The organism is Pseudomonas sp. GW821-FHT05D12 (genome assembly GCF_059419825.1).
On sequence record NZ_JBWKSN010000010.1, the window covers coordinates 187,026 to 206,197 of the forward strand.

16 protein-coding genes are annotated in these 19,172 nt (G+C 62.9%); 4 read left to right on the forward strand and 12 right to left on the reverse strand.

The window, feature by feature from the left end:
* Window positions 1-106 precede the first annotated feature (106 nt).
* Complete coding sequence (locus tag AC07SI_RS19885) at window positions 107-4,975, forward strand: NAD-glutamate dehydrogenase (RefSeq protein ID WP_065907896.1); 4,869 nt, start codon at window positions 107-109, stop codon at window positions 4,973-4,975.
* Window positions 4,976-5,023: 48 nt separating this feature from the next.
* Here the strand turns inward: AC07SI_RS19885 and AC07SI_RS19890 are convergent, their stop codons facing one another.
* Window positions 5,024-5,635 carry a hypothetical protein gene (locus AC07SI_RS19890; protein WP_495006352.1) on the reverse strand — a complete coding sequence of 204 codons (612 nt, stop codon included), beginning with the start codon at window positions 5,633-5,635 and terminating at the stop codon, window positions 5,024-5,026.
* Between the two features lie 145 nt (window positions 5,636-5,780).
* Between AC07SI_RS19890 and AC07SI_RS19895 the strand changes: the two genes are divergently transcribed.
* Entirely contained in the window at window positions 5,781-6,359 is a 579-nt protein-coding gene (locus AC07SI_RS19895) for an LOG family protein (RefSeq protein WP_495006353.1), read from the forward strand.
* A gap of 138 nt (window positions 6,360-6,497) precedes the next feature.
* Here AC07SI_RS19895 and AC07SI_RS19900 read toward each other — a convergent pair whose 3' ends face one another.
* The 6 genes from AC07SI_RS19900 to AC07SI_RS19925 all read right to left on the reverse strand — a co-directional run bounded on the left by AC07SI_RS19900 (window position 6,498) and on the right by AC07SI_RS19925 (window position 13,442).
* Window positions 6,498-8,912 (reverse strand): TonB-dependent siderophore receptor, encoded by a 2,415-nt coding sequence (locus AC07SI_RS19900; protein ID WP_495006354.1) that lies wholly within the window; start codon window positions 8,910-8,912, stop codon window positions 6,498-6,500.
* A gap of 94 nt (window positions 8,913-9,006) precedes the next feature.
* Window positions 9,007-9,936, reverse strand: a complete 930-nt coding sequence (locus AC07SI_RS19905) for a FecR domain-containing protein (RefSeq protein WP_495006355.1) — start codon at window positions 9,934-9,936, stop codon at window positions 9,007-9,009.
* Window positions 9,933-10,469 (reverse strand): sigma-70 family RNA polymerase sigma factor, encoded by a 537-nt coding sequence (locus tag AC07SI_RS19910; RefSeq protein WP_106803631.1) that lies wholly within the window; start codon window positions 10,467-10,469, stop codon window positions 9,933-9,935. Before AC07SI_RS19910 ends, AC07SI_RS19905 begins: the two co-directional genes overlap by 4 nt.
* Window positions 10,470-10,541: 72 nt before the next feature.
* The gene (locus AC07SI_RS19915; RefSeq protein WP_495006356.1) at window positions 10,542-11,228 is read right to left on the reverse strand and encodes a GntR family transcriptional regulator; all 687 of its coding nucleotides are present in this window, start codon (window positions 11,226-11,228) and stop codon (window positions 10,542-10,544) included.
* Between the two features lie 17 nt (window positions 11,229-11,245).
* Window positions 11,246-11,947, reverse strand: coding sequence for a FadR/GntR family transcriptional regulator (locus AC07SI_RS19920; RefSeq protein WP_065907910.1), 702 nt, complete (start codon window positions 11,945-11,947; stop codon window positions 11,246-11,248).
* A gap of 169 nt (window positions 11,948-12,116) precedes the next feature.
* A complete protein-coding gene (locus AC07SI_RS19925) occupies window positions 12,117-13,442 on the reverse strand; it encodes a C4-dicarboxylate transporter DctA (protein ID WP_177343961.1) in 1,326 nt (441 codons plus the stop codon).
* 217 nt (window positions 13,443-13,659) lie between these two features.
* Here AC07SI_RS19925 and AC07SI_RS19930 point away from each other — a divergent pair, with 217 nt between their 5' ends.
* Window positions 13,660-14,289: a DNA-3-methyladenine glycosylase I gene (locus AC07SI_RS19930; protein WP_065907914.1), complete on the forward strand. Its 630-nt coding sequence runs from the start codon at window positions 13,660-13,662 to the stop codon at window positions 14,287-14,289.
* Window positions 14,290-14,343: 54 nt separating this feature from the next.
* Here the strand turns inward: AC07SI_RS19930 and AC07SI_RS19935 are convergent, their stop codons facing one another.
* The 3 genes from AC07SI_RS19935 to pdxR form a co-directional block, all read right to left on the reverse strand.
* Entirely contained in the window at window positions 14,344-14,745 is a 402-nt protein-coding gene (locus AC07SI_RS19935; protein ID WP_065907916.1) for a cupin domain-containing protein, read from the reverse strand.
* Between the two features lie 96 nt (window positions 14,746-14,841).
* Window positions 14,842-15,123, reverse strand: a complete 282-nt coding sequence (locus tag AC07SI_RS19940; RefSeq protein ID WP_065907918.1) for a putative quinol monooxygenase — start codon at window positions 15,121-15,123, stop codon at window positions 14,842-14,844.
* An 84-nt stretch (window positions 15,124-15,207) separates the two neighbouring features.
* Entirely contained in the window at window positions 15,208-16,641 is a 1,434-nt protein-coding gene (gene pdxR / locus AC07SI_RS19945; protein WP_495006357.1) for a MocR-like pyridoxine biosynthesis transcription factor PdxR, read from the reverse strand.
* A gap of 155 nt (window positions 16,642-16,796) precedes the next feature.
* Between pdxR and AC07SI_RS19950 the strand changes: the two genes are divergently transcribed.
* Window positions 16,797-17,240: a carboxymuconolactone decarboxylase family protein gene (locus AC07SI_RS19950; RefSeq protein ID WP_213552988.1), complete on the forward strand. Its 444-nt coding sequence runs from the start codon at window positions 16,797-16,799 to the stop codon at window positions 17,238-17,240.
* On the opposite strand, the gene AC07SI_RS19955 is transcribed toward AC07SI_RS19950, so the two are convergent.
* Both AC07SI_RS19955 and AC07SI_RS19960 read right to left on the reverse strand, forming a co-directional pair.
* Window positions 17,241-18,008 (reverse strand): SDR family oxidoreductase, encoded by a 768-nt coding sequence (locus tag AC07SI_RS19955; RefSeq protein WP_495006358.1) that lies wholly within the window; start codon window positions 18,006-18,008, stop codon window positions 17,241-17,243.
* A gap of 22 nt (window positions 18,009-18,030) precedes the next feature.
* Complete coding sequence (locus tag AC07SI_RS19960) at window positions 18,031-19,098, reverse strand: phosphotransferase family protein (protein WP_106803634.1); 1,068 nt, start codon at window positions 19,096-19,098, stop codon at window positions 18,031-18,033.
* Window positions 19,099-19,172: the final 74 nt, after the last annotated feature.

The window sequence follows — 19,172 nt, forward strand, 5'->3', positions numbered from 1 at the left end:
TTAAGGTACTTATCCACTTGTATCGACGAACAGAGCTGACGGTCTCCCCGCAAGGGGATAACACGCGACGCTTCCATCAATAACAAGCCCAAGCGGAGTACCACAGATGGCGTTCTTCACCGCAGCCAGCAAGGCCGACTTCCAGCATCAACTGCAAGCGGCACTGGCGCAGCACATCAGTGAACAGGCACTGCCACAAGTGGCGCTGTTCGCTGAACAATTCTTCGGCATCATTTCCCTGGACGAACTGACCCAGCGTCGCCTTTCCGACCTGGCCGGTTGCACCCTGTCTGCCTGGCGCCTGCTTGAGCGCTTTGATCACACCCAACCGCAAGTGCGGGTCTACAACCCCGATTACGAACGTCATGGCTGGCAGTCGACCCACACCGCGGTCGAAGTGCTGCACCATGACCTGCCGTTCCTGGTCGACTCGGTGCGTACCGAGCTGAACCGCCGCGGCTACAGCATCCACACCCTGCAGACCACCGTGCTCAGCGTACGCCGTGGCAGCAAGGGCGAGCTGCTGGAAATCCTGCCCAAGGGCACCCAGGGCGAAGGCATCCAGCAAGAATCGCTGATGTACCTGGAAATCGACCGCTGCGCCAACGCTGCCGAACTGAACGTGCTGAGCAAAGAGCTTGAGCAGGTACTCGGCGAAGTGCGTGTGGCCGTGGCCGATTTCGAACCGATGAAAGCCAAGGTCCAGGACCTGCTGGCCGGTATCGACGCCAGCCAGTTCGTGATCGATGGCGAAGAAAAAGCCGAGATCAAGAACTTCCTGGAATGGCTGGTGGGCAACCACTTCACCTTCCTCGGCTATGAAGAATTCGTGGTACGTGACGAGGCGGACGGCGGTCATATCGAATATGACGCCAATTCCTTCCTCGGTCTGACCAAGCTGCTGCGCGCCGGCCTCACCGCCGATGACCTGCGCATCGAAGACTATGCCGTTGCCTACCTGCGTGAACCGACCGTGCTGTCGTTCGCCAAGGCCGCGCACCCAAGCCGCGTGCACCGCCCGGCCTACCCGGACTACGTGTCGATCCGCGAGATCGATGCCGACGGCAAGGTCATCAAGGAACACCGCTTCATGGGCCTGTACACCTCCTCGGTGTACGGCGAGAGCGTGCGGGTGATCCCGTATATCCGTCGCAAGGTCGCGGAAATCGAACGCCGCTCGGGCTTCCAGCCCAAGGCGCATTTGGGCAAGGAACTCGCCCAGGTGGTCGAGGTACTGCCGCGTGACGACCTGTTCCAGACCCCGGTCGACGAGCTGTTCAGCACCGTGATGTCGATCGTGCAGATCCAGGAACGCAACAAGATCCGCGTATTCCTGCGCAAAGACCCGTACGGTCGTTTCTGCTACTGCCTGGCCTACGTGCCGCGCGACATCTATTCCACCGAAGTGCGCCAGAAGATCCAGCAAGTGCTGATGGATCGCCTGAAGGCTTCGGATTGCGAGTTCTGGACCTTCTTCTCCGAGTCCGTGCTGGCGCGCGTGCAGCTGATTCTGCGGGTCGACCCGAAGAACCGCCTGGACATCGACCCGCTGCAACTGGAAAAAGAAGTGGTACAGGCCTGCCGCAGCTGGCAGGACGACTACTCCAGCCTGGTCGTCGAAAGCTTCGGCGAAGCCCAGGGCACCAACGTGCTGGCCGACTTCCCGAAAGGCTTCCCAGCCGGTTACCGCGAGCGTTTTGCTGCGCATTCGGCCGTGGTCGACATGCAGCACCTCAACAGCCTCACCGAAGCCAACCCGCTGGTGATGAGCTTCTACCAGCCGCTGGGCCAGGTCTCCGGCCAGCGCGAGCTGCATTGCAAGCTCTACCACGCCGATACCCCGCTGGCACTCTCCGACGTGCTGCCGATCCTGGAAAACCTCGGCCTGCGCGTGCTGGGTGAATTCCCTTACCGCCTGCGTCACGCCAATGGCCGTGAGTTCTGGATCCATGACTTTGCGTTCATCGCCGCCGAAGGCGTGAACCTGGATATCCAGCAACTCAACGACACGCTGCAGGACGCGTTCGTGCACATCGTGCATGGCGACGCCGAGAACGATGCGTTCAACCGCCTGGTACTCACCGCCGGCCTGCCGTGGCGCGACGTGGCGCTGCTGCGTGCCTACGCGCGTTACCTCAAGCAGATCCGCCTGGGCTTCGACCTCGGCTACATCGCCAGCACCCTGAACAACCACACCGACATCGCCCGCGAGTTGACCCGGTTGTTCAAGACCCGTTTCTACCTGGCGCGCAAGCTTACCGCCGACGACCTGGAAGACAAGCAGCAACGCCTGGAACAAGCGATCCTCACCGCGCTGGACGACGTCCAGGTGCTCAACGAAGACCGCATCCTGCGTCGCTACCTGGACCTGATCAAGGCCACTCTGCGAACCAACTTCTACCAGACCGACGCCAACGGCCAGAACAAGTCGTACTTCAGCTTCAAGTTCGACCCGCGTGCGATTCCTGAGCTGCCCAAGCCGGTGCCGAAGTTCGAGATCTTCGTCTACTCGCCGCGTGTCGAAGGCGTGCACCTGCGCTTTGGCAACGTTGCGCGCGGCGGCCTGCGCTGGTCCGACCGTGAGGAAGACTTCCGTACCGAAGTGCTCGGCCTGGTAAAAGCCCAGCAAGTGAAGAACTCGGTGATCGTGCCGGTGGGTGCGAAGGGCGGTTTCCTGCCGCGTCGCCTGCCACTGGGCGGCAGCCGCGACGAGATCGCGGCCGAGGGCATCGCCTGCTACCGCATCTTCATTTCCGGCCTGCTGGACATCACCGACAACCTGAAAGACGGCGCCCTGGTGCCACCGGCCAACGTCGTGCGCCATGACGACGATGACCCGTACCTGGTAGTGGCGGCGGACAAAGGCACCGCGACCTTCTCCGACATTGCCAACGGCATCGCCATCGACTACGGCTTCTGGCTGGGTGATGCATTCGCCTCCGGTGGTTCCGCCGGTTACGACCACAAGAAAATGGGCATCACCGCCAAGGGCGCTTGGGTCGGCGTGCAGCGTCACTTCCGTGAGCGCGGCATCAATGTGCAGGAAGACAGCATCACCGTGGTCGGCGTCGGCGACATGGCCGGTGACGTGTTCGGTAACGGCCTGTTGATGTCCGACAAGCTGCAACTGGTCGCGGCCTTCAACCATCTGCACATCTTCATCGATCCAAACCCGAACCCGGCGACCAGCTTCGTCGAGCGCCAGCGCATGTTCGAGCTGCCGCGTTCGGCGTGGACCGACTACGACACCAGCATCATGTCCGAAGGCGGCGGGATCTTCTCGCGCAGCGCGAAGAGCATTGCCATCTCGCCACAGATGAAAGAGCGCTTCGACATTTCGGCCGACAAACTGACCCCGACCGAACTGCTGAACGCCTTGCTCAAGGCGCCGGTGGACCTGTTGTGGAACGGCGGTATCGGTACTTACGTCAAGGCCAGCACCGAAAGCCACGCCGATGTCGGCGACAAGGCCAACGACGCACTGCGTGTCAACGGCAACGAGCTGCGCTGCAAGGTGGTGGGCGAGGGCGGTAACCTCGGCATGACCCAATTGGGTCGTGTGGAATTCGGCCTCAATGGCGGCGGTTCCAACACCGACTTCATCGACAACGCCGGTGGCGTGGACTGCTCCGACCACGAAGTGAACATCAAGATCCTGCTCAACGAAGTGGTGCAGGCCGGTGACATGACCGACAAGCAGCGCAACCAGCTGCTGGCGAGCATGACCGACGAAGTCGGCCACCTGGTGTTGGGCAACAACTACAAGCAGACCCAGGCCCTGTCCCTGGCCGCCCGCAAGGCCTACGAGCGCGCAGCCGAGTACAAGCGCCTGATGAGCGACCTGGAAGGCCGTGGCAAGCTGGACCGCGCCATCGAGTACCTGCCGACCGAGGAGCAGCTCACCGAGCGCGCGTCCAACGGCAAGGGCCTGACGCGTCCAGAGCTGTCGGTATTGATCTCCTACAGCAAGATCGACCTCAAGGAAGCGCTGCTCAAGTCGCTGGTGCCGGACGACGAGTACCTGACCCGTGACATGGAGACCGCGTTCCCACCGAGCCTGGTCGCCAAGTTCTCCGAGGCCATGCGTCGTCATCGCCTGAAGCGCGAGATCGTCAGCACCCAGATCGCCAACGACCTGGTCAACCACATGGGCATCACCTTCGTGCAGCGCCTCAAGGAGTCGACCGGCATGAGCCCGGCGAACGTGGCTGGCGCCTATGTGATCGTGCGTGACATCTTCCATCTCCCGCACTGGTTCCGTCAGATCGAAGCCCTGGACCACCAGGTCTCCGCCGACGTGCAACTGGAGCTGATGGACGAGCTGATGCGCCTGGGCCGCCGTGCTACACGCTGGTTCCTGCGCAGCCGTCGCAACGAGCAGGATGCCGGGCGTGATACCGCGCACTTCGGTCCACACCTGGCCGCGTTGGGCCTCAAGCTCGACGAACTGCTGGAAGGCCCGACCCGCGAAGGCTGGCAGACCCGCTACCAGGCCTACACCGAAGCCGGCGTGCCGGAGTTGTTGGCACGCATGGTGGCCGGTACGACGCACCTGTACACGCTGCTGCCGATCATCGAAGCCGCTGACGTCACCGGTCACGATGCCGCCGAAGTGGCGAAAGCCTACTTCGCCGTGGGCAGCGCCCTCGACTTGCCGTGGTACCTGCAGCAGATCAGCGATCTGCCAGTGGCCAACAACTGGCAGGCCCAGGCGCGCGAAGCGTTCCGCGACGACGTGGATTGGCAGCAACGCGCGATCACCATCGCGGTACTGCAAATGGCCGATGCGCCACAAGACATGGAAGCCCGCGTGGCCCTGTGGCTTGAGCAGCACCAGGACATGGCGGATCGCTGGCGCGCGATGATGGTGGAAATCCGTGCTGCGGTCGGCACGGACTACGCCATGTACGCGGTCGCCAACCGTGAACTGCTGGACCTGGCGTTGAGCGGTCAGTCGGTGCTGCAACCGGCTTGATCCAACCGCTGGACACAAAGCCCCGCATCGTAAGATGCGGGGCTTTTTTTATGGCGTGGCAGTCCCCAGGCACGGCTGGATAACTTTTTTCAGCCCGGTGTTATTGGCTGGCAGTAAAAACGTTGCGGTCAGCGGCTTGCCCCCCTCCTGGGCTGGCGCCAATGACAGTGTCAGGCTTTGACCCCGTGAGGCATCACTGGCCCAGTAGGCGAGCTCGTCGCGGGGCACGGAGCCGCGGAGTACAAAAATCGTGCTGACCTGAAAAAAACCGCCGTGGGTCCACACGCCATTGATCGAGTGATCGACGCTGGCGCGGGTTCCCGTCGTGATGCGCAATGGTCCGTCTTTGGCGGCACCCTTGCCTTCAAAAGGCGCAACGTCGAAGCCCAGCGACTGCGGGGAGATCTCCAGTTCAATACCCGCCGATGAGTTCTGCGGGTGACAGCTGATCGCCAGGTTGGCCTTGACGCTATACCCGTCATAGGCACTGGCACCAAAGGTGCGGGCCGTCAGCATCGGAGCGTCGGCGTAAGGTTGCTCAAGCAACCAGACGGGGTGTGCCGGGGTGATCACTTGCGTGGCGTCGTCACCGAGATGGGCATGCGCATTGAGTGCTGGAATAAAAGCGCTGGCGATCAGGGTACGGATAAGGGGGCGCATAGGGGCACTCATCGGCAAAGGAATGTTGACAATTCGGCCACCCATTCTGCCGATTGCTCGCCGACAGGGCTGTCAGTCAATACGCAAAGAACCTGGCGTGGTTTAATCCACCGGGTACTCCACAACACTCAGCAAGCGAGGGTCTATGCGACTGTGTATTTTTTCCGGCTCAAGCCCAGGCCGGTTGCCGGTGTATGCCGAAATGGCCACTCAATTGGGTCAGGCGCTCGCCAAAGCCGGTATCGGCCTGGTCTACGGTGGCGCTTCGGTAGGTTTGATGGGCGCGGTGGCCGACGCGGCGCTGGCCAGTGGCGGTGAAGTGATTGGTGTCATGCCGGCGTTCCTGGCCGATAAGGAGCTGGCCCACACCGGCCTGGCAGACCTGCGGATCGTCGGTTCCATGCATGAGCGCAAGGCGCTGATGGCGGATCTGTCCGACGGCTTTATCGCATTGCCTGGCGGCATCGGCACGTTTGAAGAGTTGTTTGAGGTGTGGACGTGGGCGCAACTGGGCCAGCACGCCAAGCCTTGCGCACTGTTGAACATCAACGGGTTCTACGATGGCTTGGCCGCCTTCCTCGACAACGTGGTCAGCGAGGCGTTTTTGCAGCCGGTGCACCGCGACATGTTGATTGTCGAGCCGAACGTGGATCGTTTACTGGCGGCAGTGCACGACTATACGGCGCCTGCCGTGGCCAAGTGGATCAAGCGCGAGCAAACCTGAGGCCGCAAGCGCCTGGAGTCGGGTGTGGCGTAGCGCCTCTTCGCGACGCCACGTGCTGTTGATCCAGCACCCCTTGCTGCCGACTTGAGGGCCAAACCCGATGGCGCGGGCCTTCGCCATCGGTTGTCAGCGGCTGCCTTACCAGTCGTAGGTCAGCGTCGCGGTCACATTGCGCCGTGGGCCGTAGTAGCACGCGGTGGTGTTGGTGCAGGCGGTGATGTAGTCCTTGTCGAACAGGTTGCTGGCATTCAGCGCGATGCGGGTGCCTTTCAAATCATTGGCCAGCTTGCCCAGGTCGTAATGCACGGCGGCGTCGAACACGGTGACGTTGCCGCTCTGGATACGGTCGCGTGCGGCGGTGGTGGAGACGGCGGAGCTGCCCCACAACACGCCGGTGTAGCGTGCGCCGGCGCCCAAGCCGAGGCCGGTGAACGGGCCGTCATCGAGGGTGTAGTCCAGCCACGCCGACGCCTGGTGGCGCGGGGTGAAGGGCAGTTCGTAGCCTTTATCGGTGTAGGCCGAGGTCACGTAGCCGCTCTGGGTGATTTCACTGTCGGTGTAGGTGTAAGAGGCAATCAGCGACAGGTTGCGGTTCAGTACCGCCTTGCCTTCCAACTCGAAGCCACGGCTGCGCGCTTCGCCGATCTGCACGGTATTGCGCATGTCGAGCGGGTCGGCCGTGGTGAGATTCTTCTGGGTCAGGGTGTAGACCGACGCGGTGATAAAGCTGTCCTGGCCCGGCGGTTGGTACTTCACGCCGGCTTCATATTGCTCGCCTTCGGTCGGCTTGAAGATCGGCGTGGTCGCGCTGACGCTGGTGTTGAGCGTCGGGTCGAACGATTGCGAGTAGCTGACGTAGGGCATCACGCCGTTGTCGAACAGGTAGCCGAGCCCCGCGCGCCAGGTGCCTTTTTCATCGTCCTGCTTGATCACGCGGTCGCGTGGCGTCGCGCGGTCCGGGCGGAAGTCGCTGGTGGACGTGGCCCAGTCGTAGCGACCGCCGAGGGTCAGGATCCAGCTATCCAGTTTGATCTGGTCCTGCAGGTAGACGCCGGTCTGCTTCTGGGTCTGGTACATGTCGCGACCCACGTACTGGCCGCTGACGCTGCCGCCGTAAGTGGGGTTGTACGGGTTGATCGGGCTGAACGTGCCGTTGACTACGTCGTTGTCCAGCGCGTTGCGCCGGAAATCCAGGCCCATCAGCAGGGTATGCTCCAACGCACCGGTGTTGAAGCGCGCCTGTGCCTGGTTATCGACGTTGAAGATCTGGATGTTGCGCTTGATGTCGGAGGCCAGCCGATTGAGCACCGGGCTGGTGGCGCTGGCATAGCCGTTGTTGAACGCCGAGCGGTTCTGGATGTTTACCTTGCTCCAGCGCAGGTTCTGGCGAAGGGTCCAGGTGTCGTTCAGATGGTGCTCGAACAGGTAGCCGAGCTGGAAGCTTTCGCGGCGCAGCTGATCGTAATCCGGATCGCCCAGCAGCGTGTCGCTGCCGATGTGGCCCCAGGGCGAACCCTGCTGCGAGCCTTTTTGCGGGTAGTACTGCTCGGTGGTGCCGCCCCAGTCGCGCTGGTATTGGGCAAGCAGGGTCAGCGAGGTGTCATCGTTAGGGCGCCAGGTCAGCGCGGGGGCGATGAAGTTGCGGTTGTTGTCGACGTGTTCGACCTGGGTGCCGCTGTCCTTGACCAGGCCGGTCAGCCGGTAGCTCCACACGCCCTGGTCGTCCAGCGGGCCGCTGAAGTCGAAGCCCAGTTGCTTGAGGTCATGGCTGCCGCCTTGAACCTGCAACTGATGCAAGGGCGTGGTGGTCGGCAGTTTGCTGGTGAGGTTGATCAAGCCACCGGGACGGCTCTGGCCATACAGCATCGAGCTGGGGCCGCGCAGCACTTCCACGCTTTGCAGGCCGTAGGGCTCGGACACGCTGCCCTGGCCACTTTCGCCATACGGCAGCATCAGGCCATCCTGGAACACGTAGGGCGAAAAGCCGCGCACGCGAAACTGCTCGCGGCTGTTGTTGCTGCCGGTGTATTCGCCATAGATACCGGGGGTGTAGCGCACCGCCTGGCTGACGTCCTGTACGGCCTGGTCATTCATCTGCTTGCGCGACACCACCGAGATCGACTGCGCAACTTCGGCCAGTGGCGTATCGGTCTTGGTTGCGCCACGGCTGCGCTTGACCACATAGCTGTTGTCGCCGTTCTCTTCACTGTCGAACGTGTTGGCGTTGATGCTGGTCTCGCCCAGGTTGAGGGTGCCGGAGGGCAGGGGCTTGAGCGTCAATACGCCGGCCTCGGTGGTGTCCAGGCCCAGGCCGGAACCTGACAGGGCGCGGCTCAAGGCCTGCTCAGTGCTCATGTCACCGCGTACCGCGGGCGCTTGCAGGCCGGACACCAGGCTCGGTTCATACACGATTTCACGCGCGCTTTGCTGGGCGATGCGGCCCAGGGTGGTCGCCAGCCCCGCGGGCGGCAAGTCGAAATTGGCGGCGTGGGCCAGGCCCAGGGGGGCCACCAGCAGGGCTAGCGGAAAGAGGGTACGGGTGCAGCGGGACATAACGAGGGCTCCATTGGCGGTCCGCATTCGTGGGCGGTTCATGGGGTATGTCCAGCGAGCATGAAAAAGCGATATAGGCGGATGAAAAAATAATTCAGGCGCGGTCGACGCTTACCCACCACTCGCCATAACGCTGGATGCGCAGCGGCATGGTTTGCGCCAGGGCGGCGAGGGCGCGGTCGCTGTGGTCGAGGGAGAACACGCCGGAGACGCGCATCGGCGCAGCGCTCGGGCTGACGCGCAGCACGCCGCGCCGGTACGGTTTCAACGCGGCGATGACGTCGCCCAGTGCCCAGTCCTGCTCGTTGAGCCAGCCGTCCTGCCAACTGCTTTCGCCGCTGTGGTTGGCGGCCAGGCGTTCAATGCTGTCGTTGAAACGTGCGCCCTGATCCGCTTTGAGCGTCAGTTGCGCGCCACGGCGGGTGGTGATGTGCACGTCCGGCCCCAGGGCCCAGACGTGGGTGAATGAGGCGTACGCCGCTACCATCAGCCGTGTGCCATTGCCCTGTATCTGGCCAAACGGGGTGCTGATATTGAAGGGGCGTGGCTCGTGGCGGATGTCGAGGATGATCTTGCCGGCGCGCAGCGACAGCCGGCGTTCGTCCGTACGCCAATCGATATCCACCGCGCTTTGTGCATCGAGTACCAGGTGGCTGCCATCTGCCAGCCATGTGTTCAGCCGCTCGCCGGTGCCGGTGCGCAGGTCGGCGCCGAATTCCGCCAGTGGCATGCCTGGCTGGCGCAGCGCCTGGGTGACCACTCCGAGTCCGGCGACGGCCAAGGCGCCGCGCAGCAATTGACGACGACTGGGGCGCGGTGCTTGCAAGGCGCGGCGGGCCTGTGCGTCATGGGCCGGCGCCAGGCTGCGTTGCACATGGCTTTGCACGGTATTCCAGGCCTGGGCATTCAGCGGATCGGCCTGCAGCCAATGCTCGAACGCATGGCGTTCACTGGGCAGCAGCGATTCATCGCGCAGGCAGGCACTCCACTCGATAGCTTGTTCAAGGGCGGCGCGCGAACTCATGATTCCAGCAACTCGCGGCAGCACAGGCGCAGTCCCTTGGCTACGTACTGGCGCACGCGAATCGTCGACACGCCCAGCAGCGCAGCAATGTCGGCGTACTTCATGCCATCGATCTGGCTGCACAGGAACGCGGTGCGCGCACGCGGCGACAACCCATCCAGCAAGGCATCCACGGCCAGCAGGCTTTCCAGGGTCAGGGCGTGCTCTTCCGGTGACGGCTCCACCGCTTCGGGCTGGGCGGCCAGCACTTGCAGGTAGGCGCGTTCCAGGTCGCGGCGACGCCAGGTGTCGTAGATCAGCCGCTTGGCAATGGTGGTCAGCAGCGCGCGCGGTTCGCGAATGGTTTGCGGCGCGGGCAGCGCAACGACTTGGACAAACGTCTCGGCGGCCATGTCGGCGGCATCATGACGGCAGCCCAGGCGGGCGCGCAGACGGTCGAGCAGCCAGCCATGGTGGTCGCCAAACAACTGCCTCAGGATCTGCTCACGCAGGGTCGAAGCGTCGGAAGAGGTGAGGGGCGTGGCTGGCGGCATGTTGTAACTGTCTGGGCGGGAATGAGAGCGATTATCAATTATTCGCCCTCAGGTGACAACCGCTCGCCGCGCTCAGTTGAGTTGCAGCAGCTTGGTTTCCAGGTGGTCCAGATGCTCGGTCATCAAGCGCACTGCCGTGTCCGTGTCGCGTTGCTCAATTGCATCGACAATCGCTACATGCTCCTGCCACGCGCAGTACGTGCAGGCCTGCGCTTCGTACTGGGCGATGATCAACGACGTCAACGGCACCAGGCTGTTGAGGAACTGCGCCAACGGCGCATTACCGGCCATCGCCGCCAATTGCAGGTGAAACTCGCCGGACAAACGAATCGCCGGCCCACGTTGATCACGCTCGATACAGTCGCGCTCGCGTGCAATCAGCTCGCGCAGCTGGCGGATCTGCCCAGGCGTTGCCTGGGCGCAGGCCAGTTGCACCACGGTGATTTCGGTCATGCGCCGGGCTTCGAGGATTTGCCGGGTCTGCTGGCCTTCCGGTGCGGCAACCTGGGCGCGCTGGTTGGGGCGCAGGATGATCACTTGCTGGTGGGACAGCTTGGCCAGCACCCGGCGAATCACGCTGCGGCTCACGCCAAAGGTCTCGCCCAGGCCTTCTTCGGTAAAGCGGCTGGACGGGGCGATGCGCTGCTCGAGGATGGCATCGAACAGCCGTGGGTAGATGTCATCCACCGAGGGCTTCTTGCCGGCCACCAGGCGCAGGGTGGGCAGGACGGGGTCGCGTTGCAAGGCGTGGGCGTTCATGGCCGGTCTCCAAAAAATCAACTGCCCAGGTGGTCGTCCGGGATGTTCAGGCGAATGCCCATGCGCAGGCCTTCCTGCAGGATATGCCGGCGCATTTCGGCGCTGGCCAGGGCACTGTTCTTGTTGCGGATGGCGCGCACCACGGCCTCGTTTTCCTGCAGGCGTTCGGCCAGGTGTTCCGGCGAGTTGCGCAGCACCTGGGCGCTTTGCTTGAGCGCGTTGCTGGTTTGCTGCACCACGTTCTGGAAGATCGGGTTGGAGGTGAGGGCGAACAATTCCTCGTGGAAGCCGATGTAGGCGTTCATGCCCGCTTCGGCGTCACCGGCATCGAGGGCTTCGCGCATGTCCATCAGGGTCAGGCGCAGTTGCCCGACTTCCTTGCTGCTGATCGACTGCGCCACCAGGCCGACGATGAAGGGTTCGAGGGTGTAGCGCAGTTGCAGGATGTCTTCGAGGCTGGCGTCGGCCACGGCGTCACTGGACTGTGGATCGCTGACGCTGGTTTCCAGCACGACCACGCCTTTGCCGGGCATGGAGCGCACCAGGCCGAGGGTTTCCAGCACGATCACGGCTTCACGCAGGCTCGGGCGGCTGATGCCCATCTGTTCGGCCAGTTCACGCTGGCCGGGGAGCATTTCGCCCCGGCGCCACTGGCCCCGCGCCAGGGCGGCGCGAAGTTTTTCGACGACTGAATTGACGACGGTTGAGGTGCTGATCACGTCTACCTCTCCTTTATGTTGCGAATACATTAGCGAGCATGGCGACTCTTGACTGTGGGAGCGGGCTTGCTCGCGAAAGCGCTGGGTCAGTCACAGATGTATTGACTGAATAACCGCATTCGCGAGCAAGCCCGCTCCCACATTTGAACGGTGCCGCTGATGAAATCGGTCAGAACTCCTGGTGCGCGGGCAGTACCGGCTTCTTGGCCTGGAAGGCATAGCCCTGCTGGCCGTCGAGCACCTTGTTCGCACGCTGGATATCGATGTCTTTTTCCCAACGGGCAATGGCCACGGTGGCGACGCAGTTGCCGATCAGGTTGGTCAGTGCGCGGCCGATGCCCATGAACCAGTCCACCGCCAACACCAGCACCAGGCCGACCACCGGAATCGCCGGGATCGCCGTCAGCGTCGCTGCGAGGATTACCAGCGCGGAGCCGGGGATGCCGTGGGCGCCCTTGGAGGTGATCAGCGACACCAGCAGGATGGTCAGCAAGTCGGTCATCGACAGCGGCGTGCCGGTGGCGTTGGCGATAAACACGATGGCCAGGGTCAGGTAGATCGAGAAACCGTCGAGGTTGAACGAGTACCCGGTCGGAATCACCAGGCCCACGGTGGAGCTGCCGATGCCCAGGTGCTCGAGCTTGCGCATGATCTGTGGCAGCACGGCGTCGGAGGAGGCGGTGCCCATCACGATCAGCAGCTCTTCGCGCAGGTACTTGAGCAGCGGCAGCATGCGCAGGCCCGACAGGCGCATGACCAGGCCCAGGATCACGGCGACGAAGGCAAAGCACGTCAGGTAGAACAGGCCGACCAGGCTGCCCAGGTGTTGCAGGGAATCCAGGCCGTAGGTGCTGGTGGTGAAGGCAATCGCGCCGAATACGCCGATGGGGGCCAGGCGCACGATCATGCCCATGATGCGGAAGATGATATGGCTCAGCTCGTTGATCAGCCGCGAGATGCCGGAAGCGGCTTCGCCAACCAGGTTCAGGGCGCTGCCGAACAACACCGAGAACAGCAGCACCTGCAGCACATTATTGTCTGCGAAGGCGCCGATCACCGAGTTGGGGATCAGGTCCATCAGGAACTGGCTGGTGCCACGGATATGCTGGCCCTTGTCCGCCAGTTCATTGAGGCCGGCGGAGGACAACTGCTCCAGGTGGATATTGGCGCCGGTGCCGATCCCGGTGCTGAAGGCCATGATCAGGCCGATCACCAACGCGACGGTGGTAAGGACTTCAAAGTAGATCACCGACTTGAGGCCGATACGCCCGACTTTCTTCAAGTCGCCGGCACCGGAAATACCGCTGACCACCACGCAGAATACGATCAGGCCAATCAGCATTTTGATCAGCTTGATAAAGCCGTCACCCAGGGGTTTGAGTTGCGAGGAGAATTCGGGAAGGGCCAGGCCGCAGATTATGCCTAGAGCCAGGCCAATCACGACTTGCAGGAAAATCGAACGCGAGCACCATCTGAGCATGGGAGGGATCTCTATTCGGTGCCCTGGTGGTTCCAGGGCTTAATTGTTGTGGTCATACCGGTAAGTCCAGTGCGCGGCCAGTCTACGCCGGGTTTTTTTGAAATAACAAGTCATTCTTGGACGGTTGACAAGTCCCGGTCTGACCAGTTGGTCGCCAACACCGATGCTTGAGCGGTTGGCGGAGGGGAATTTTTTTCGCTTATCATCCGCCGCTTGGCTTTGGAGGTGATGGATGGATAAACCCGGACTGACCACGGATGCAACCGGGCAGACCCACTGCAGTTGGCGCACGGCTGCGCCGCAGTACCCGCGTTACCACGACCATGAGTGGGGCGTGCCGGTGGCGGATGACATCCAGCTGTATGAAAAAATCTGCCTGGAAGGCTTTCAGGCGGGCATGGCCTGGATCACCATCCTGCGCAAGCGCGAGCAGTTTCGCGTGGCATTCGAAGGCTTTGATTTTCGCCGGGTGGCGCAGTATGGCGAGGCCGATATCGAGAGACTGATGCAGGACCCAGGCATCGTGCGCAATCGCGCGAAGATCGTCTCGACTATCAACAATGCGCGCAGGGCGTGTGAACTGGTGGACGAGACCGGTTCGCTGGCGCGCTGGTTGTGGGCGTTCGAGCCCGACGAGACGGAGCGTCCCGCCGTGGTCGACATGGCGTACTGGACCGGCAACCCGACTTCACCGGCATCGGTGCGTTTGTCCAAGGCGTTGAAGAAGCGCGGCTGGACCTTCGTCGGGCCGACCACGATGTACGCGCTGATGCAGGCGATGGGCATGGTCAACGACCACCTCGAAGGCTGCGCGTGCCGGCCACGGATCGAAGACCTGCGCCGCCAGTTCAAACGCCCCTGAGCCCGGCTGAACCTGGAGGCGCCGGCACGCCAGCGCCTGCAGTGGCGGGGTGGATCATTGCTTCAGCGGCGTCAGCACCTCGGCCTTGTCATCCAGCACCATCACCACCAGCAGCTTGGCCGGCTGGGTCTGGCTGGCATTGCTCGATTCAAAGTGCCGCGAGCCGGCCGGCTCGTAGAACGACTCGCCGACCTTGTAGGTCACGGCCTTCTCATCATTCACTCGCGACGTGATCGCGCCTTCCAGCACGTAGGCCACGGCGGTGCCGGTGTGGCTATGCGGCACGGTGGCCTGGCCGGGGGCGTAGTCGACGGTGAGCATGATGGTTTTCTTGCCGGGCACATTGGTCAGGGCGTGCTCCTGCAGCACCTTGATCGATTCCTGGTTGTACACGGGTTCATGGGCGAAGGCGCTGAAGGAGGCGAGCATCAGGGTGGTGGCGAGCAGTCGTTTCATGGCGAAGTTTCCGAGAAGTTCGAGACCTCTTCACCCTACGCCGCGTGCCCCGGGCGACCAATGACCAATCCTGGCAAAGGCCAGGAGACCAATCGCTCAATGGTCGAAGTGCAGGCGGCTGGCCAGTTGTTCAGCGGTGAGCGCGATAAAGCCTTGCAGGGCCGGCAGCTCGAAGTGCGCCAAGAGCTGCGCAGCACACGCCCAGCGGCCCTTGACGGTCCACAGGTCGGGGTCTTGCTGGCTGCGTTGTACGGCATAGTCGAGGCAACCGGGGGCGCTGCGCACGGCTTCGGCGATCTGCCCCAGGCGCTGGCCCAGTTGCGTCGAGCGCCCGGCAGCCGCGCGGACATGAACAGTGTTGAAGGCGCATTCGGTCATGGCGAGGGTCTCCAGAGTCTGGGGGAGTGCACAGGCTAGAGCCTGTTTGCGCCAGCACCAATGTCCAATCCGGCGGAAAAGCCGCTAGCCAATCTGCTGGAGAATGTCGCGCACCTTGTCCAGTGCCGGGTCGATGTCCAGCGTCTCGATCGCCCCAAAACCGATGATCAGGCCCGGGCGTACCGGCGCGTCGTGGAAGAACACTTCGAGCGGGTACAGGCCCACTTCCACCTGGCGCGCCAACTGCATCAGCAGCGCGATATTCACCGGCACTTTGCACAGCGCCGCCATGTGGAACCCGGCCACGGTCGGCACCGCTTCGAACCACGGCGACAGGTCGCCCGCCAGGCGTTGCAGGATGCGTTCGCGGCGCCCGGCGTACACCGTGTGGCAGCGGCGAATGTGCTTGAGCAGGTAGCCTTCGCTGATGAACTTGGCCAGCGCCCACTGGGGCAGGGTCGAACTGTGCTGGTCGGTCAATTGCTTGGCCTTGAGCACCGCGCCGTAGATCGCCGGTGGCAGCACCGCATAACCCAGGCGCAGCTCCGGCAACAGGGTTTTCGAGAAGGTCCCGACGTAAGTCACCAGGCCACGGGTGTCCATGCTCTGCAGCGAATCGGTGGGCCGGCCTTCGTAGCGGAATTCGCTGTCGTAGTCGTCCTCGATGATGATCGCGCCCAGCTCCAGCGCCCGTGCCAACAAGGCTTCCCGGCGCGGCAGGCTCATGGGCATGCCCAGTGGGAATTGGTGCGACGGCGTGACGTAGATCAGCCGCGTGCCGGGCGGGATCTGCTCGACCTGAATCCCCTGCGCATCCACCGGCACACTCGCGACGTTCGCGCCCATGGCCATGAACAACTGGCGCGCGGGGCTGTAGCCGGGGTCTTCCATGGCGACAATGCTGCCCGGTTCCAGCACCACCCGCGCGATCAGGTCCAGGGCCTGCTGCGCGCCATTGGTGACGATGATGTCGGTGTCACGGCAGTTGACCCCGCGTGAAAACGCAATGTGCCCGGCGATGGCACTGCGCAGTGCCGGCAAGCCTTCGGGCTGGCTGTAGAACCCACTGTTCTGTGCGATGCGCCGCAGCGCGTCCTGGGTGCAACGTCGCCATTCATCCTGCGGGAACTGATGGCGGCTGGTCGCGCCGCCGATAAATTCGTAGCGCAAGGTGCTGTCGCGCGTGGGGTGGCGCATGGGCGAGGGCAGCGCCTGCCAGGTCGCCAGGTTGGCAGCGCAGGCCAGGTCGGCGCCGGTTTGCAGGCGTTCGGTCTGCGGTGCGCGGGCGTTGACGAAGGTGCCACGGCCGGTTTTGCCGACCAGCAGGCCTTCGTAGGTCAGGGTCGCGTAGGTGTCCGAGACGGTCTTGCGGGACACGCCCAATTGTTCGGCGAGCAAGCGGCTGGGCGGCAATTGCGCACCGGCGGCCAGGCGTCCGGAACCGATGGCTTCACGCAACTGCTGGTACAACTGTTCGGCCAGATCCTTGCGGCCGTGGATCACGATGTGCAGTTCCATGTTTCACCCAGGAGCATTCAATCTGCGCCAAGACTACTCGCTCGCGGGGCGCGCTCAAAATGGTCTCTGCGTAAACCACCGGATTGGCTATAGGGCTTATGCCTTGAGGGCTCTAGGCTAGGTTGTGATTGCATTCGCTGCCTGAGAGCCACCCCATGGAACCTCGTCTGGATTACTACACCGCTTCGCCGCAAGCGCTCAAGGGCATGCTCGTGCTGGAGGCAGCGATCTTTGGCCTGTCCATCGAACAGTCGTTGCTGGAGCTGATCAAGATTCGCGTCTCGCAGCTCAACCACTGTGGGTTTTGCACCGACATGCATTCGATGGCGGCGCGTCAGCGCGGTGAGACTGAGCGACGTCTGTTTGCCCTGTGCGTGTGGCGCGATTCGCCGTTTTTCACGGCGCGGGAGAAGGCCGCGTTGGCCTGGAGCGAGTCGGTGGCGTCGCTGCCGACCTCCAGCGTTTCGGATGAGCTGTTCGCGGCAGTGCGCGTGGAATTCAGCGAGCAGGAACTGGTGGACCTGACCATGGCGGTGTCCAGCATCAGTGGCTGGAACCGCCTGGCGGTGAGTTTTCGGCAGCAACCGCCGAATGCTTGATCAGGACAGGAAACCGCCGTCCACATTCAGCGATACGCCGGTGGTGTAGCTGGACGCATCGGTGGCCAGGTACAGCACCGCGCCGGCCATTTCGCTGGGGGCCGCCACGCGCTTGAGCGGGATCTGCGCCAGGGCCATCTTCAGGATCGAATCGTTTTTCACCAGCGCCGAGGCGAACTTGGTGTCGGTCAAGCCCGGCAGCAGGGCGTTGCAGCGAATGCCGAACGCCGCGCACTCCTTGGCGAACACCTTGGTCATGTTGATCACGGCGGCCTTGGTCACCGAGTAGATGCCCTGGAACACGCCCGGCGAAATGCCGTTGATCGACGCCACGTTGATGATGCTGCCGCCACCGTTTTCGCGCATCAGCTTGCCGGCTTCCACCGACATGAAGAAGTAGCCGCGAATGTTCACGTCGACGGTCTTCTGGAACGCGCCGAGGTCGGTGTCCAGCACGTTGCAGAACTGTGGGTTGGTGGCGGCATTGTTCACCAGGATATCCAGGCGCCCGAACTGCTCGCGAATGCCGGCGAAGACCTGGGTGATCTGCTCCATTTCACCGATGTGGCAGGCAATGGCCGTGGCCTTGCCGCCGTCGGCGATGATCGCGTCCGCCACGTGTTGGCAGCCCTCCAGCTTGCGGCTGGAGACGATCACGTGGGCGCCTTGCTGGGCCAGCAACTTGGCGATGGCCTCACCGATGCCACGGCTGGCGCCGGACACAAAAGCGATCTTGCCGTCGAGGTCGAACAGGTTGGTCTTGGACATGGGGATTCCTTGTTATGTGCAATCAGAGCGCGGATTTGCCGATGACATTCAGGCTCATCTGCTCCAGCAGCTTGTTCATGTGGATGAACTGCGCAAAGCGTTTGTCCTGGGTCTGGCCATGGAAGAAGCGGTAGTAGATCTGCTGCACGATGCCGGCCAGGCGGAACAGGCCGTAGGTGTAGTAGAAATCGAAATTGTCGATCTGGATCCCGGCGCGTTCAGCGTAATAATCGACGAACTCGCGGCGGGTAAGCATGCCGGGGGCATTGCTCGGCTGGCGGCGCATCAGTTGCACGGGCGCCGGGTCGCCGGCCTCGATCCAGTAGGCGAGGGTGTTGCCCAGGTCCATCAGCGGGTCGCCGAGGGTGGTCAGTTCCCAGTCCAGCACGCCGATGATCTGCATCGGGTTATGAGGGTCGAGGATCACGTTATCGAAGCGGTAGTCGTTGTGCACAATGCTCGAGGTCGGGTGGTCGGCCGGCATCTTGTCGTTGAGCCAGGCGCGGACTTTTTCCCAGCTCGGCGCGTCGGGGGTCAGGGCTTTTTCGTAGCGGTCGCTCCAGCCACGGATCTGCCGCTCGACGTAGCCTTCGGGTTTGCCCAGGTCGGCCAGGCCACAGGCGTTGTAGTCGACCTGATGGAGTTCGACGAACTTGTCGATAAAACTCTTGCACAGTGCCTCGGTCCTGGTCGCGTCCAGGCCCAGTTCGGCTGGCAGGTCGGAGCGCAGGATGATGCCGTTGACGCGCTCCATCACGTAGAACTCGGCGCCGATCACCGCCTCGTCGGTGCAATGCACGTAGGCCTTGGGGCAATACGGGAAGCCGTCTTTGAGCTGGTTGAGAATGCGGTATTCGCGGCCCATGTCATGGGCGGACTTGGCTTTGTGGCCAAACGGTGGACGGCGCAGCACGAATTCCTGGCCGGGGTATTCCAGCAGGTAGGTCAGGTTCGACGCACCACCCGGAAACTGGCTGATCGTGGGCGTGCCGCTCAGGCCCGGGATATGGGCCTTGAGGTAGGGATCGATCAGGCTGGCATCAAGTTCTTCGCCTGGGCGAATCTGGGTCGATTGGTCGTTCAGCGCCATGCTTATCCCTTCTGCTTATTCTAAAGGCCTCGGACTATTTCCTAATCTAATGCGCACCACCGCCCAGCGACAAG

Bases quoted from the DNA above. Each gene is read 5' to 3' on its own strand.
- AC07SI_RS19885 (WP_065907896.1), top strand. From the start codon at position 107: ATGGCGTTCTTCACCGCAGCCAGCAAGGCCGACTTCCAGCATCAACTG.
- AC07SI_RS19890 (WP_495006352.1), bottom strand. From the start codon at position 5,635: ATGCGCCCCCTTATCCGTACCCTGATCGCCAGCGCTTTTATTCCAGCA.
- AC07SI_RS19895 (WP_495006353.1), top strand. From the start codon at position 5,781: ATGCGACTGTGTATTTTTTCCGGCTCAAGCCCAGGCCGGTTGCCGGTG.
- AC07SI_RS19900 (WP_495006354.1), bottom strand. From the start codon at position 8,912: ATGTCCCGCTGCACCCGTACCCTCTTTCCGCTAGCCCTGCTGGTGGCC.
- AC07SI_RS19905 (WP_495006355.1), bottom strand. From the start codon at position 9,936: ATGAGTTCGCGCGCCGCCCTTGAACAAGCTATCGAGTGGAGTGCCTGC.
- AC07SI_RS19910 (WP_106803631.1), bottom strand. From the start codon at position 10,469: ATGCCGCCAGCCACGCCCCTCACCTCTTCCGACGCTTCGACCCTGCGT.
- AC07SI_RS19915 (WP_495006356.1), bottom strand. From the start codon at position 11,228: ATGAACGCCCACGCCTTGCAACGCGACCCCGTCCTGCCCACCCTGCGC.
- AC07SI_RS19930 (WP_065907914.1), top strand. From the start codon at position 13,660: ATGGATAAACCCGGACTGACCACGGATGCAACCGGGCAGACCCACTGC.
- AC07SI_RS19935 (WP_065907916.1), bottom strand. From the start codon at position 14,745: ATGAAACGACTGCTCGCCACCACCCTGATGCTCGCCTCCTTCAGCGCC.
- AC07SI_RS19940 (WP_065907918.1), bottom strand. From the start codon at position 15,123: ATGACCGAATGCGCCTTCAACACTGTTCATGTCCGCGCGGCTGCCGGG.
- pdxR (WP_495006357.1), bottom strand. From the start codon at position 16,641: ATGGAACTGCACATCGTGATCCACGGCCGCAAGGATCTGGCCGAACAG.
- AC07SI_RS19950 (WP_213552988.1), top strand. From the start codon at position 16,797: ATGGAACCTCGTCTGGATTACTACACCGCTTCGCCGCAAGCGCTCAAG.
- AC07SI_RS19955 (WP_495006358.1), bottom strand. From the start codon at position 18,008: ATGTCCAAGACCAACCTGTTCGACCTCGACGGCAAGATCGCTTTTGTG.
- AC07SI_RS19960 (WP_106803634.1), bottom strand. From the start codon at position 19,098: ATGGCGCTGAACGACCAATCGACCCAGATTCGCCCAGGCGAAGAACTT.